Raw genomic sequence first — 15,939 nt, forward strand, 5'->3', positions numbered from 1 at the left:
TTGGGGATTATTTGCATAACAATAGATCCCGATATTCTTTTGCTGTCTTAAAAACCGCCGCTACGCTCCATCACCTTCCCGAAAACGCGGCAGATCCCCATGACTTTCAAGCGTTCCTCCCTGACCCTGCTGGCCGCGTCCCTCGCCGCCGCCAGTGCCTTGCTCAGCCCCGGCGCCCAGGCCGAAGGCAAGATCAGCATCGCTCAACAATTTGGCATTGGTTACCTGATTCTGGATGTGGTGCGCGACCAGAATCTGATTGAAAAACACGGCAAGGAACAGGGCCTGGACATCAAGGTGGAATGGAACAGCATTTCCGGCGCCACCGCCATGAACGAATCGTTGTTGGCCGGCGCCCTGGATGTGGTCTCGGCGGGTGTGCCGCCGATGCTCACCCTGTGGGACCGCACCAAGGGCAAGCAGAACGTCAAGGCCATCGCCTCCCTCGGCTCGATGCCCAACTACCTGCTGACCAACAACCCCAACGTGAAGACTCTCAAGGACTTCACCGAGAAAGACCGGATTGCCGTGCCGGCGGCCGGCGTGGGCTTCCAGTCGCGCACGTTGCAGATCGAAACCGCCAAGCAGTTCGGCGATGCCAACTACAAGAAGTTCGATGACATCTCCATCAGCCTGGCTCATCCCGACGCCACGGCCGCATTGATTGCCGGTGGTTCGGAGATCAACTCGCACTTCTCCAGCCCGCCGTTCCAGTACCAGGAACTGTTGAATCCCAACGTGCACAAGGTGCTCAGTTCCTACGACATCCTGGGCGGGCAGGCCACGTTCAACGTGCTCTACACCACGCAGAAATTCCACGACGAAAACCCCAAGACCTACAAGGCGTTCTACGACGCGCTGGCCGAAGCCGAGAAAATCATCAAGGCCGACAAGCCTGCCGCGGCCAAGGCGTATATCCGGGTAGAACAGTCGAAATTGCCGTTGGAGCTGGTGGAAAAGATCGTCCAGGACCCGGAAATCGATTTCACTATCGTGCCGCAGCGTACCTTCATCTACGCCGAAAAATTGCAGGAACTCGGGGTGCTGAAAAACAAGGCCGCGAGCTGGAAGGATTATTTCTTCGAAGAAGCCCACGGCGCCAATGGCAGCTGACGCCCAACAAGGCATTGCTGTCGAACTCGCTTCAAAAGGTGGGAGCTGGCTTGCCTGCGATAGCGGTCTGTCAGCGAAAAAACTCACCCGGCGTGGCGTCGAACTGTTGGCGAAACGCATTGATAAACGCCGACGTGGATTCATAGCCACAGCCCAACGCCACATCCGTCACCCGCTCGCCTTGTTCCAGGGCGGGCAGGGCGGTCAATAACCTTAGACGCTGGCGCCAGGCGCGAAAGGTCAGCCCGGTGTCACTCAGGAACAAGCGGCTGAGGGTCTTTTCGCTGACCGCCAATTTGTGGCTCCAATCGCCCAGGGTGGTCTGCTGTTCCGGGTGCAGGTTCAGGCTGCGGTAAATCTGCCGCAGCCGGGGGTCGTGGGGCAAGGGCAGCATCAGGTCGACCTGGGGCGCGGCGGCGAGTTGGTCCAATACCACCTGGGCCAGACGCCCATCGGGGCCGTCCTCGAGGTATTCCACCGGCAGCTCGCTGAAGCTGCGGATCAGCTCGCGCAGCAAACTGCTGACTTCCAGCACCTGGCAGCGCTCGGCCGCCCAGGCGGTGACGCTGCAATCAAGGTACAGGCTGCGCATTTCGGTATGCGGCGAGCTGTATACCCGATGCGGCATGCCCGCCGGAATCCACACCGCACGCTGCGGCGGCGCGACGAAGCGGCCGACGCTGGTCTGGATCTCCAGCACCCCGGAAATCGCGTAGGACAATTGCACCCACGGGTGGCTGTGCCGGCGGGTGAGGGCGCGGTTGGGCAGCGATTCGGTGCGCCCATACACCGGCCGTGGCAGGCTGGAAAGCCCGGGTACGCTACGGCGCACGGTGTTGGCATGTCCTTTAGGCGGCATTTACTGGCTCATTGGCGTTAGTCGGTAACAAGCCGTTACGTTAGAGTCGCGATGACGCTCTTGGCAACCCCCGGAAGATCCGCTTATGACTCGCCCCCGTTTTCTGCCCGACAACTTCACCCTGACGCTGATTGCCACGGTGATCCTTGCCTCCTTGCTGCCCGCCAGCGGCCAGACCGCCGTGGCCTTCGGCTGGGTCACCAACCTGGCGATTGCGCTGCTGTTTTTCCTGCACGGCGCCAAGCTGTCGCGCCAGGCCATCGTCGCGGGTGCCGGGCACTGGCGCCTGCACCTGCTGGTGTTCAGCCTGACCTTTGTGCTGTTCCCGTTGCTGGGCCTGGCGCTCAAGCCGCTGTTGTCGCCGCTGATCGGCAAAGACCTGTACATGGGCATGCTCTACCTCTGCGCCTTGCCGGCCACCGTGCAGTCGGCGATTGCCTTCACCTCCCTGGCACGCGGCAATATCCCGGCGGCGATCTGCAGCGCGGCGGCGTCCAGCTTGTTCGGGATCTTCCTCACGCCGTTGCTGGTGACCCTGCTGCTCAATGTGCACGGTGAGGGCGGCTCCACCGTCGACGCGATCCTGAAAATCAGCGTGCAATTGCTGCTGCCGTTTATCGCCGGGCAGATTGCCCGCCGCTGGATCGGCGCGTGGGTGGGCCGCAATAAATCCTGGCTGAAGTTCGTCGACCAGGGCTCGATCCTGCTGGTGGTGTACGGCGCGTTCAGCGAAGCGGTCAACGAGGGCATCTGGCACCAGATTCCGCTGTGGGAACTGGGCGGTCTGGTTGTGGCTTGCTGCGTGTTGCTGGGCCTGGTGCTGGTGGCTTCGACCTTGCTGGGCAAGGCGTTCGGCTTTAATCAGGAAGACCGCATCACCATTTTGTTCTGTGGCTCGAAGAAGAGCCTGGCCACCGGCGTGCCGATGGCCCAGGTGCTGTTTGCCGGCGCGACCATGGGCGTGCTGATCCTGCCGCTGATGCTGTTTCACCAGATCCAGCTGATGGTCTGCGCGGCGTTGGCGCAGCGCTATGCCAAACGGCCGGAAAGCATCCCGGAACTGATGGGGCAGGTCGACCCTTGATCCCATCGCCTCAAGTTAACGCCTGAACAGACGATCTACTTATTGGGAACCCAATAAGGAGTGTCGGCATGGGCGTTAAAGGTATTTCAATCATTGCAGGCTTCCTGGGTCTTTGGGCTGGCAGCTGCGCAGCGGCGCAGACGGCAGGCCAGGGTGTGATTAGGTTCACGGGCAGCATCGTCGAGTCAGGGTGTGCGACAAATGCGCGCAGTGGTGCGGTGATGGAAGTGACCGGATGCGCGAGTGCCGGTCGTGGCAGCCACTTTGATGTGCGCAATATGACCTCGGCCGCCAGCGTCGACGCCGCCCATGTGAGGCTGGTGGCAGAGACTCGCAACGGGCGTTACTACGACCAGCGGTATGTGTTGGTAGACGGTGCCGGCAAGCTGATTCAGTCGGGCAACTACGTGGTGACCATCAGCGCGCTTTGAGTGGGCTGAGGGTATTTTGAGCGGGATGGGCGTCAACAGCTGGCCGAGAAACCTATAGAATGCTTGGCGGCGGCGCTTGTCCTGGGTGGCCGCTTGATTATCGCCAGAGTACCTCGCCCTTCAATGAGCATTTCAGCCGCAACCCCCCAAGCCAACTGGCAACCGGTCATCGCCCTGGCGTTGGCCGCGTTTGTGTTCAATACCACCGAATTCGTGCCCGTGGGCCTGCTCAGCGCCATCGGTGCGAGCTTTGACATGCCCATCGCCAGCGTCGGCCTGATGCTCACCATTTATGCGTGGATCGTGTCCCTGACCTCGCTGCCGGTGATGCTGCTGACGCGCAACGTCGAACGGCGCAAATTGCTGATCGTGCTGTTCGGCCTGTTTATCGCCAGCCATATCCTGTCCAGCGTTGCCACCAGTTTCGGCATCCTGATGCTCAGCCGGGTCGGCATTGCCTTGTCCCACGCGCTGTTCTGGTCGATTACCGCCTCGCTGGCCGTGCGCCTGGCCCCCGAAGGCAAACAGGTACAAGCACTCGGCCTGCTGGCCACCGGTACCTCGCTGGCGATGGTATTGGGCATTCCGCTGGGCCGCCTGCTCGGCGAAGCGATGGGCTGGCGCACCACCTTCCTGGTGATCGGCGCCTTCGCCGCAGCCCTGGTGTTCTGGCTGGCGCGCACCTTGCCGCCACTGCCAAGCCAGAACTCCGGCTCGCTGCGCAGCCTGCCACTGCTGTTCAAACGCCCGGCGCTGGTGGCGCTGTATGTGCTCACAGCCATGACCGTGACCGCGCAATTCACCGCCTACAGCTACATCGAACCCTTCGTTGAAGGCGTGGCCGGCATGAGCGGCAGCGCGGTGACCCTGATCCTGCTGGTGTTCGGCGGCGCAGGCATCGGCGGCTCGCTGCTGTTCAGCCTGGTGCACCGCTTCAACCCGCACCTGTTCGTGGTGGGCGCGGTGTTCCTGCTGGCGGCATGCCTGACCCTGCTGCTGCCGCTGAGCGGAGCCGAATCCTACCTGGTAATACTGAGTATTTTCTGGGGCATCGCGATCATGGGCTTCGGCCTGGCCATGCAATCCAAGGTGCTGGTGCTCGCCCCGGACGCCACCGACGTGGCCATGGCGATGTTCTCCGGCATCTACAACATCGGCATCGGCGGCGGCGCCCTGATGGGCAGTTGGGTCGGCAGCCACTTCGGCTTCGCCTGGATCGGCGCGGCGGGCGGGTTGCTCGCGGCGGTGGCGTTGGTGGGGTATTGCCTGGCGATTCGCAAGTTTGGGACGGGTGTGGTGAGTCACTGAATCGCGCAATCGTTGGCCACCTTCGCAAGCAAGCGTGCTCCAGCACAGGGTCTGCGTTATAGCGCAGACACCTGGACCTTCCTGGCAAGTGCATGATGTAAAAGACTTAACTCTTCTCGCCAAGATCCTGGCGTGTCTATTCTGATACAAATCTCTATATTTTATTGACGCCACTAAAACGCCACCATACCATCGCCGCCGAATAGTGGCATCGTGCCACATAGAAGGATCTAGAAATGTGGCGTTCGGTACGTCGGACCAGGCTCAGCCTGCTGTCCGCTTTTTTTGCCTGGGCACAGCCGTTATGGCCCAAGGCGCGCCCGTGCAGAACACGCCAGGCGTTACCGACCTGATCCGTGACCGCCAGGATCGCCTGCTCGAAGAGCAACAACGTCGCCTCGAAGAACTCAAGGACCTGCCCGGCAAAGCCGCTGCCCCGGCCAAGCCGGCAGCGCCGGTCGAGACCCGTTGCTTCCCGATCAAAACCATCGAACTCGCCGGCGCCGACGCGTTGTCCGCAGGCGAGCGCGCCGACCTGCTCAAGCCTTATATCGGTCAGTGCCTCGGCGTGCCGCAGCTCAATGAGGTGCTCAAGGTCATCACCGACCACTACCTGGCCAAGGGGCTGGTCACCAGCCGTGCCTACCTGCCGCAGCAGGACCTCTCCAGCGGCAACCTGAAGGTGCAGGTGGTCGAAGGCCGCCTGGAAGGGATGAAGGGCGCGCAGGGCAGCGGCATCACCGACCGTCAGCTGTTCATGAGCTTCCCCGGCAAACCGGGCGACCTGCTCAACCTGCGCGAAATCGAGCAGATGGTCGACCAGCTCAACCGCTTGCCCTCCAACCAGGCGCAGATGGAATTGGCCCCCGGCCAAGCAGTCGGCGGCAGCGACGTGCTGGTCAAAAACACCCCACAAAAGCCTTGGCGCGTCGGCCTCTCGCGCCATAACGGCGGCCAGCGCAGCACCGGCGAGCAGCAGTGGGGCGCGAGCCTGGATTGGGATAACCCCCTCGGCCTGGCCGACCAGCTTTCCCTGCGCGGAGCCCACGATGCGGTCAGCGACCACCAGAAAACTTCACGCAACTCGATGCTCAATTACAACCTGCCGTTCGGCTGGTGGAACCTCAATTACAGCTACAGCGAAACCGAATACCGCGCCCTGGCCCAGGCCAGCGGTTTTAACTTCAAGCAGTCCGGCGACAGCCAGAGCCACCAGTTGCGCCTGGAGCGCGTGATCCACCGTGACGCCCTGAGCAAAACCTCGCTGAGCACCGGTGTGGCCTACCTGCGCACCAACAACTTCGTCGAAGACAGCAAGCTCGCCCTCAGCAGCAACCGCCTCAGCGAAGCGCAGTTCGGCATCAACCACGGGCGGCGGATTGGTGGCTCGTTCCTCAACATCGACCTTGGCATGCAAGACGGTATCGGCGCGTTCGACGCCCAGGCCAACCACAACCCAGGCCCCGGCCAGGCCGATGCACGCTACCGCAAATACAGCGCCACGCTGAGCTACCTGTACCCGTTCAAGCTGTGGGGCGAGTCGTTCAGTTTCAGCAGTTTGATGACCGGCCAGCGCAGCGAAGACGTGCTGTTCAGCTCGCAGCGCCTGAGCCTGGGCGGGCAGTCCTCGATTCGCGGCTACAAGGACCAGAGCCTGGCCGGCGACAGCGGCGGCTACTGGCGCAACGACCTGCGCTGGAGCCGCCCGGTGACCTGGGCCTGGCTGCAACCGGTGTTCAGCGAATACGGCACCAGCCTCGGCTACGACCAGGGCGTGATCCGCCGCGACCGCTACAACGGCGAGCTGCACGGGCGCATGACCAGCAACGCCGTGGAGCTGTTTGCGCGTAGCCAGAACGTCGCCGCCACGGTGACCTTCGCACATTCGTTGGAGCGACCGGGGCCGATCACTGAACGTGAAGCGCCGGTGTATTTCCGCCTGGATTTCTTTCTTTAAATTTTTACCGCCCTCGGGCATCGAGACATGACATGGACGTTAGCCAGTTCGCCTTCCTTGCGCGCCAGCCTTCTGCAACCCTGAAAAACCGCTCGACCTTTCTGGGGTTGCCCAAGCGCGGGTTGGCGTTGGTATTGGCCAACGCGATGTTCTGGCAGCCATTGCTGGCGCAGGCGGACGGGATTGTAGTCAGTGCGCCGAGCACCAGCCTGGGCCAGGCGGCGAACGGCGTGCCCATCGTCAATATCGCTGCGCCCAACGGCAGCGGGCTGTCGCATAACCAGTTCCAGGATTACAACGTCGGCGCGAATGGGGTCATCCTCAACAACGCCACCAGCCGCACCCAATCCACCCAGCTGGGCGGAATCATCCTCGGCAACCAGAACCTCAAAGGCACCGCCGCGAGTGTGATCCTCAACGAGGTCAACGGCGGCAGCCCCAGCCAGCTGCGTGGCTACACCGAAGTGGCGGGGCAGTCGGCGCATGTGATCGTGGCCAACCCGTACGGCATCACCTGCAACGGCTGTGGGTTTATCAATACCCCGCAGGCCACGCTGACCACCGGTAAAGCGGTGATCGAAAACGGCCAGGTCAACCGTTACCAGGTCGACGGAGGCAGCGTCGCCATCGAAGGCGCCGGCCTGAACGCGAGCAACATCGATCAATTCGAAATCATCACCCGCGCCACCACCATCAACGCGCAGATCCAGGCGAAAAAACTCACCATCGTCGCCGGTCGCAACGATGTGGATGCACGCACCTTGACCGCCACCGCACGGGCGGCGGACGGCAGCACGGCGCCTGACCTGGCGATTGACTCGTCGGCGCTGGGCGGCATGTACGTGGGCGCGGTCAAGCTGGTGGGCACCGAAGCCGGGGTTGGCGTACGGCTGTCCGGCGACATGGTGGCAGGCGGTGATATCCAGATTGATGCCGGCGGTAACGTGGTCATGGGCCAGGTGTCCGCCGGCAGTGCAGTGACTGTCAAGGCGGCCAGTGTGGAGGCCAAAGGTGCGGTCTACGCCGGTACCGATTTGTCGATCAAAACCCGAGGCGCATTGACTAACCAACAAAACCTCGCTGCCAAGGACAGCATCACCCTGGAGGCCGGTGGCAGGCTGACCAACAACGGGATTATCGAAGCGGGCGTCAACGCCGATAACAGCCGTAATACACAAGGCAACATTCGGTTGACAGCGCAGGCTATCGATAACAGCGCCAAGACTGTGATCGCCAGTCGCGACCTCACCGTCAGCGCTGGCGAGCTAGCGAATCAGGGCGGCACGCTGAGTGCTCAGCGCGATGCTCAGCTGACCGCTACGCGTGTGGATAACCAGAATCAGGGACGCATCCTGAGCGCGGGTAGCCTCGGTATAAAGGCCGAGCAACTGCTAAACCGCAACGGCCAACTTTTAGCCACCGACGCAGCCTTGACGCTGGGTTCCCTGGACAACAATGACGGCCAGATTCAGGGGGATCTTTCCCTGTCGGTAATGAGTGACACACTCACCAACCATCGCGGCAGCCTCGCGGCAGGTACCCGCCTTGACGTAACCAGCGCCATTCTCGACAACACTGAAGGCAAGCTCACCTCTGACGGTTCGTTAACCGCCGCCATCGCCGGTCACTTACTAAACCAAACCGGCTTGTTTGCCGCCAAAGGTGACGCACGTCTGACCCTGGGCAGCCTCGATAACCGTCAGGGCACTGTCGTCGCCCACAATCTTGGTTTGCAGTTGACCGGCCCGTTGAACAACCAGCATGGCACCTTGCGTGGTGAAGCTCGCCTGGATTTGAAAGCCGGCCAGGTGGACAACAGTGAGGGTGGGCGCATCAGCAGTGGCGAGGTACTCAACGCCAATGTCACCCGTCTTGACCAGCACAATGACGGCCGACTCTTTGGCCAGGGCGATGTCAGCCTCGATCTGAATGGCGGCCATCTGGATAACCGGGGCGGAGTGATCAATGCCCCAGGCCGTTTACTGTTGAGCAACCTCAATAGTGTCGACAACCAGGGGGTGAAATCTCCAGCAGCGAGGCTTTTACTCTGGCTGCCAACTCCTTCAACAACCGCAGTGCCAAGCTCCTCAGTGGAAAAGGTTTGCTGGTGCGTATCGCCCAGTCGCTGGACAACACCAAGGGCCTGATTGCTTCGACCGGACTGGACCTTAGGGCCAACAGCCTGATCAATGCCGAAGGCGAGCTGAAGATACGTGATGACGCAACGCTGTTCGTGACCACGACGCTGGATAATCGCCAAGGCAAAATTCTAGGTGCGACGACGACCTTGAACAGCCTGACGCTGGATAACAGCCAAGGGCTGCTTCAAGGCGATACGTTACTGACCGTCAACAATTCAGGCGTTGCGATCAACCGTGGCGGCCGCTTTGTCAGCGGTCAGCGCATGGGCTTGAACATCGACCACTTGGACAACCGGCAAGGTATCGTGCGCGCCGATGGCGACCTGAACGTGCGCGCCGTCACGCTGAACAATGACAGCGGTCGTATCAGCACTGGCGCATCGCAACAACTGAGCGCAACCGGTGTCGTCAGCAACCGCAGTGGTGAGTTACTGAGTGCGACGGCACTGACCTTGGACAGCGCCAGTCTCGAAAACCAAGGCGGCAAGCTGATCGGCGACGGCGCCGTGCGCGTTACCACCGGGGTTTTGAACAACCAGAACAGCGGGCGGCTCACCAGTGCTGATCGCCTGGACGTGACAGCCGGACAAGTGGACAACCGCTTCGACGGCCGCATTGCCAGTAACAAGGCGCTCACCGTGAGCATAAACGGCCTGGATCAACGTGGCGGCGGCGAGCTTTACAGCCTCACCGACCTGACCCTGGACATGAACCAAGGCCACCTCGATAACACCGACGGCCTGATCAATGCGCCTGGCCAACTGCTGCTCAAGAACCTGCATACCGTCGTCAACCAGAACGGTGAAATTTCCAGCGAGCATGCTTTTACACTGGCCGCGCAAAGCGTGGATAACAATGACGGTCAGCTGCTTAGCGATCAGGTGTTGACCCTCAAGGTCGAGCAAGCGCTGACCAACCTGAAGGGCCTGATCGCCGCTGCAGCGCTCAACGTCCAGGCAGGCCGTCTGGACAACGGCAATGGCCAGGTCATGGGTGATATCAGCCTCGACCTGACCACGACCGGAGCACTGAACAACCAAGGCGGAACCCTGGGCAGTGGCCAGCGTTTGAACATCACCTCAGGCAGCCTGGACAATAGCCAGGCCGGTCATATGGTCAGTGATGGTGTTCTCTCCGTGAAGGTTGATGGCCTGCTGGATAACCAGGCCAAAGGCAATGTGCTGGCCAAGGGTGTGATGGATCTCCAGGCGGGGCACCTGGATAACCGTGGCGGCATGGTGAGTGCCAACCAGAACCTGAATCTGCACGTCGGCCAGGTCGATAACCGCGAAGGTGTGCTGAACAGCAAGCAGGCACTGGCAATCACCGGCCAATCCCTAAGCAACCAAGGTGGCCTGGTCAGCGCCATCGGGCCAGTGCGCCTGACGGTGGACACCGTAAATAACACCAAGGGCCGCATTGCCAGCGAAGATGAACTGGACGCCACCATTGGCGTATTGAACCAGCAGGGGGGTGAACTGGTTGCCCAAGGCCGCCTGACACTCAACGCCGACACCCTGGATAACCGGAACGGCGGCCTGGTTGCGACGACAAAAGCGCTGAAACTCAATGTCGGCAGCATCGACAACCGCGACGGCGAAATTTCCAGCCAGCAAAACCTCGAACTCAACGGTGAGCGCCTCGACAACAGCGGCGGCAAGCTGTTGGCCGCTACCACACTGGAGCTGGCGGTTTCTGAGGTCATCAACCAGGCCAAGGGCCTTGTTTTTGCCAAGGACCTGCGCGTGACCGGTACGCGCCTGGATAACACCGACGGCACCTTGGGTGGGCAGCGCTCATGGGTCCTGAAATTATCGGCCGCCTTGGACAACACACGCGGCAAACTTAACAGCGAAGGGTCAATGGACCTGGCTGTGCAGCGCATCGACAACAGCAGCGGGAGCATTTCCAGTGCCGCTTTGTTGAGCATCAACACGGCTGCTGATGTGCTGAACAACGGTGGCACCGTTGAAAGCGCACAGGGTCTGAAGCTGACCAGCGGGAGCCTCGACAACACTCAGGGGCTGATTAAAAGCCAGCGAGAAACGAGCCTCGTCACCGGACAGTTCACCAACGGCCTTGGCGGTCGTGTGATCAGTGCCGAGCGTCTTGACCTCACGGCCACTCAAGTCACCAACAGTGGTCGTATCGCCAGCGTCGGCACCCTGGACGCAAACCTCGGCGGTCTCACTCAGCTTGGCGGCGCCGAACTGGTGAGCAACGCACAGCTTACTCTCGACCTTCACGACGGCATGTTGATCAATGCCGGTGTGATCAACGCCCCGATTCTGCTGCTCAACAACCTTGCCAGTATCGACAACCAGAACGGTGAAATTTCCAGCCAGAACGCTTTCACGCTGGCCACGCAGAACCTCGACAACACCAACGGCAAACTCATCAGCAACCAAGCGCTGACCTTGCGCGTTGACCAAGTGCTGGCCAACATCAAAGGTCTGATCAGCGGCCGAAGTGACGTAGCAATCAGTGCGTCACTCATGGATAACCAGCACGGTAGGGTAATTGCCGACGGCAACCTGTTGCTGGGCAGCGCCACGCTGGATAACCGTAACGGAGAAATCGCCGGTAAGGCGCAGGTCGATGTCAACACCGACGTTCTCAATAACCAGAAAGGCCAACTGATCAGCACCGAAGGCCTGCACATCAGCGGTGCGAAACTCGATAACCGTGAGGGCCTGGTAGGCGCCGCAAAAGCGCTGAAACTCGACGTTGGCCACCTCGATAACCGTGCCGGTGAAGTGACCGGCAATGCCGATGTCACCGTCACCGCAATGCAACTGGACAACAGCGACAAGGGTTTAGTGTTTGCGGGTCAGGGGCTGACCCTCGCGGTAGATCAGGTGATCAACCGCACCCTGGGCCAATTGAACGGCCAGCGCCTCACGCTGATCGGCACTTCGCTGGATAACGTCGGCGGCAAGCTGTTCAGCCAGCAGCCGCTGATGGTGGCGCTGGCGGGCGATTTGGATAACAGCGAAGGTCTGCTGAGCAGTGAAGGCACGCTGGAGGTCAAAGCGCGCAGTCTCAATAACACCCAGGGCAGTCTATCCAGCGCCCAAGGCTTGAACGTTTCTGTCACCAGCCTGCTGAATAACAAAAGCGGCGAGCTGTTGACTGATGGCAACCTGATCCTGCGCAGTGCCAACCTGGGTAACGAACAGGGCAACATCAGTGGTAAAGGGCCTGTCTCGGTGACTTCCGGCGAGGTAAACAACCAAGGCGGTCGTCTCAACAGCGGCGATACGTTTTCTCTGTACGCCGCGCAGTTGAACAACGGTGGCAGCATCGGCAGCACCCACGCCATGACCGTCAGCGTCACCGGGCTGGACCAGCAAGGCGGCAAACTGTTCAGCAATGCCGGCCTGACCTTGGATATGAACAGTGGTCAACTGAACAACCAAGGCGGTCTGATTAATGCCGTCGGCCCATTGCTCCTCAATAACCTCACCCACGTCACCAACAACGGTGGCGAAATCTCCAGCGGCCAAGCCTTTAGCCTGACCGCCCAAAACCTCGATAACAGCAACGGCAAGCTGCTGAGCAATCAGGGCCTGACCTTACGCATTGACCAGGCTCTTACCAACATAAAGGGGCTGATCGGCGGGGCGAGTCTCGATGCGCAAGCCACTGCCATGGACAACCGTGGCGGCAGCCTGACCAGTCGCGGCGACCTGCAACTGACCAGCGACGGCCTGTTGAACAACAGCGACCAGGGCCTGATCAGCGCGGCTCAAGCGGTCACTGTGCAGAGCGCTGACCTGAACAATCAGAACGGTACTCTGCTGGGGGCAGCCGTAACCCTCAACGCCATGGCCCTGAACAATACCGCCAACGGCCTGATCAATAGCCGGAGCACCCTGAACCTTAAGGCCGACAGCCTCAATTCAGGTAACGGCGGTGAAGTCTCTGCCAAAGGTGCGATGGCTATCGACCTCAACGCCTTGGCGCTAGCGGGTGGGAAGATCGTCGGTGAGCAGGGCGTCACTGTCGACTTCAATAACAGTGACCTGGACAACCGTAACGGCCTGATACTCGCCAACGGCCCGTTGACCCTGAAAAACCTGCGCGACCTCAGTAACCAAGGCGGTGAAATCTCCAGCCAGCAAAGCTTTACTCTCGTGGCGCGCGCGCTGGATAACAGTGCCGGCAAGCTGATCAGCAGTCAGGTCCTGACCCTCAACGCGGATAGCCTGAATAACAGCGCGAATGGCTTGATGTCCGGTTGGCAAGGTCTGAACGTCAGCGGTGGCAGCCTCGATAATCGCAACCACGGCACATTGTCGAGCCGTAACGGCGCGATCGATGTGCGCCTCAGCGGTGCCCTGCAAAACAACAATGAAGGTGCGTTGGCCAGTCAAGGGCGGCTGGACGTCAGCGCTGCCAGCTTGGATAACCGTGGTAACGCCGTGCTTTCCAGTGGCGCCGAGCAACGCCTGTCGGTGACTGGCGCATTGGTGAATGGCGACGGCAGCTTGATCGAAAGCGGCACCACGCTGGATGTGCAGGCGGCCACCTTGGCCAACCAAGCCACCATCAACGCGCAACACGCCTTCACCTTCATTGGCACCGACCTGACCAACAACGGCGGGACCCTGGCGAGCAACGGACAGTTGACCCTCGACTTGCTCGGTAACCTCAACAACAGCGGTGGCAAGCTGGTGAGCGCTGGGCCGTTGCTTGTGCAACGTGCCAGCCAGGTCTACAACGACGCCGATGGCCAGATTGCCAGCCAGGGCCTGTTGACCCTGTTTACCGCAGGTTTGAACAACAGTGAGCGCGGCACCATTGTTGGCAAGGAACGGGTAGCAATCACGGCATCGGACGTCGTACAGAACCACACCAATGGGCTGATCTACAGTCAGGACGCGGATGTGCAACTGAACGCCGCGGGCCTGAACAACGCCAAGGGTGTCGTGCAAGGCCAAACCGGCCTGGGCCTGAACATCCGCGGTGATGTCGATAACCAAGGCGGTACATTGGCCAGCCTCAAGGGCCTGTTGGATGCCCAGTTGGCCGCAGGCCTGAATAACCAAGGCGGCATCATCCAGGCACAGCGCCTGAACCTGCTCGCCAACAGCATCAACAACCAGGGTGGACGCATCGCCGCGCAAGCGGGCGATGCTGTGGTCAACGCCAACTATTTTGCCAATACCAACGGTGGAGTGTACGCCAAGGGCTTGGTGCGGGTGGGCGCTCAGCAAGTGGATAACAGTGCCGGGCAAATCGCCGGTGGCACGGTTGAGCTGGCGGCAAATGGACTACTCACCAACCGTGGCGGGGTGATTGAGAGCGATGGCAGCCTGAGTGTGGCGGCCGATAGCGTTGATAACCAAAGTGGGCAAATTCGGGCGCTGGGTAGCGGTGGAAAAACCAACTTCCAGATTGGCTCCGTGTTTGATAACCGCAATGGACGTTTGGAAACCTCCAACGCCGATCTGACGCTGAATGTGGGTGGCTTTCAGAACCAGGGTGGCAGCCTGTTGCACGCAGGTTTTGGCACCTTTGATATCTCCACTGCCAACCTCACCCAGGCCGGTGGTGACGTGGTTACCAGAGGCGGTCTGACCCTCACTGCAGACAATTGGACCAACAGCAGCGTGATCCAGGCCGGGCGCTTGACGATCAACGTCAACACCTTGAATCAAACCGCCGGTGGGCAGTTGCTGGCGTCCGACAGCCTGATCGGTACGGGTGGCAACTGGAACAATGATGGGCTGATCGCCAGTGATGGCACGTCCAACCTGACCCTCAGCGGTACTTACGGTGGTAGCGGCCGCTACAGCAGTGTCGGGACATTGGGCTTGAGTGCGGCGCAGTTGAACGTGAGCAGCGCTGCGAGCATTGCGGGCGGCGGGGATACAACGCTCAACGTTGCAGGTGCATTCAACAACTATGGTCGAGTCACTTCGGCGGCGAAGTTGAGTGTCAATGCTGGCGCGATAAATAACTATACAACGCTGGGCAGTACGCAGGCACTCTTGTTGCAGACGCCGACCTTGTTGAATGAGGGTGGACTGATTTTTAGCGGTTCGAACACGGATATTAAAGTCGGAGACCTGCTGAACAATAATAATGCGGCTATTTACAGTCTGGGCAACTTGAGTATTGGTGGGCAACAGGGGGTAAGGCTAATAGTGTTGTTAACTTCTCATCCTCCCTACAGTCGGACGCAGATTTTACCCTTGCTTCTACTGTTTTTGAAAATAAGAGGCAGGGGGTTGCCGGCAAAGAACGTCTTCTGTCAGGAGAGATCACTTTCAATTGTGATGGCAATAAATGCTATTACATGAATTATTATGTTGAAGAAAAATATTTTTCTGAGGCTACTTTTTCTGGTGCAGCAGCGACGGTGTCTGTAGGCGGTAATTTTAATGCCGATACGGGACGCTTTAATAACTTTTCGTCTTCTATCGTAGCGGGTGGAAATATAGATCTGAAAGCGGATGATTTTGAGAATACGTCTGTTAGCAGCGGTGAATTTACCCGCTCAAGAGTCTATAAGTCGACACCCGGTCGGAAATTTTCAGCCCCGATTTTCGCGGGTATTAACGGTAATGGCCCTCTCGATATCTACGCCAAGCGCAACTCTAAATATACGATGGAGTATTATGGCGGTTTGTCCTGTGGAGGGGGCGATGGCGATCCATGCAATGAGATATGGATGTGGGGGAATGGTGCAAAAACCAACTATCTGAATCCCTATTTTGGTCAGGGGCCAGAGGTTGCCGTACCTGCGAGCATTTTGGCGCTTAACTTAATGAGTGATGTGAAGAGCTATCAGTCTAGCGCTTCTGCGGCCGCTATAATTCAGGCGAGTCAAACGGTCACGATCAATGCCACAAAGTCTATTCAGAATAGTGATATTAAAAACCTGGCGCCCTTTTTGAATCAAGGCCAGCAAAACGGCGTGGCAAAACCCACAGTCATCACTAAAGATATATCCGTCAACGCTCAACTCCCCCGGAGTTGGCCCAGCGGCAAGTCAATCCGGTAACGCTACCCAACTTCTCCTTACCCTCGGGCCAGAA

The 15,939-nt window shown here is 59.8% G+C and carries 9 protein-coding genes; 8 read left to right on the plus strand and 1 reads right to left on the minus strand.

Annotated elements, in window-relative coordinates; all coding sequences use genetic code 11:
• The first annotated feature begins 99 nt into the window (after positions 1–99).
• Positions 100–1,113, plus strand: a complete 1,014-nt coding sequence (locus LRS56_08530; GenBank protein WDU64495.1) for an ABC transporter substrate-binding protein — start codon at positions 100–102, stop codon at positions 1,111–1,113.
• Between the two features lie 70 nt (positions 1,114–1,183).
• Here the strand turns inward: LRS56_08530 and LRS56_08535 are convergent, their stop codons facing one another.
• Positions 1,184–1,972: a helix-turn-helix transcriptional regulator gene (locus tag LRS56_08535; GenBank protein WDU64496.1), complete on the minus strand. Its 789-nt coding sequence runs from the start codon at positions 1,970–1,972 to the stop codon at positions 1,184–1,186.
• 85 nt (positions 1,973–2,057) lie between these two features.
• Between LRS56_08535 and LRS56_08540 the strand changes: the two genes are divergently transcribed.
• The 7 genes from LRS56_08540 (at position 2,058) to LRS56_08570 (ending at position 15,905) form a co-directional block, all read left to right on the plus strand.
• Complete coding sequence (locus LRS56_08540) at positions 2,058–3,056, plus strand: bile acid:sodium symporter (GenBank protein ID WDU64497.1); 999 nt, start codon at positions 2,058–2,060, stop codon at positions 3,054–3,056.
• Positions 3,057–3,124: 68 nt separating this feature from the next.
• Positions 3,125–3,487 carry a type 1 fimbrial protein gene (locus LRS56_08545; protein ID WDU64498.1) on the plus strand — a complete coding sequence of 121 codons (363 nt, stop codon included), beginning with the start codon at positions 3,125–3,127 and terminating at the stop codon, positions 3,485–3,487.
• Positions 3,488–3,610: 123 nt separating this feature from the next.
• Positions 3,611–4,795 (plus strand): sugar transporter, encoded by a 1,185-nt coding sequence (locus tag LRS56_08550; protein ID WDU64499.1) that lies wholly within the window; start codon positions 3,611–3,613, stop codon positions 4,793–4,795.
• Between the two features lie 304 nt (positions 4,796–5,099).
• Entirely contained in the window at positions 5,100–6,752 is a 1,653-nt protein-coding gene (locus LRS56_08555; GenBank protein ID WDU64500.1) for a ShlB/FhaC/HecB family hemolysin secretion/activation protein, read from the plus strand.
• A 32-nt stretch (positions 6,753–6,784) separates the two neighbouring features.
• Positions 6,785–8,899 carry a filamentous hemagglutinin N-terminal domain-containing protein gene (locus LRS56_08560; GenBank protein WDU64501.1) on the plus strand — a complete coding sequence of 705 codons (2,115 nt, stop codon included), beginning with the start codon at positions 6,785–6,787 and terminating at the stop codon, positions 8,897–8,899.
• The gene (locus LRS56_08565) at positions 8,854–15,201 is read left to right on the plus strand and encodes a hypothetical protein (GenBank protein ID WDU64502.1); all 6,348 of its coding nucleotides are present in this window, start codon (positions 8,854–8,856) and stop codon (positions 15,199–15,201) included. The genes LRS56_08560 and LRS56_08565 overlap by 46 nt, the downstream gene beginning before the upstream one ends.
• Positions 15,198–15,905, plus strand: a complete 708-nt coding sequence (locus tag LRS56_08570) for a hypothetical protein (GenBank protein ID WDU64503.1) — start codon at positions 15,198–15,200, stop codon at positions 15,903–15,905. Before LRS56_08565 ends, LRS56_08570 begins: the two co-directional genes overlap by 4 nt.
• Positions 15,906–15,939: the final 34 nt, after the last annotated feature.

The organism is Pseudomonas poae, assembly GCA_028869255.1.
GTDB classification, from domain to species: domain Bacteria; phylum Pseudomonadota; class Gammaproteobacteria; order Pseudomonadales; family Pseudomonadaceae; genus Aquipseudomonas; species Aquipseudomonas poae_C.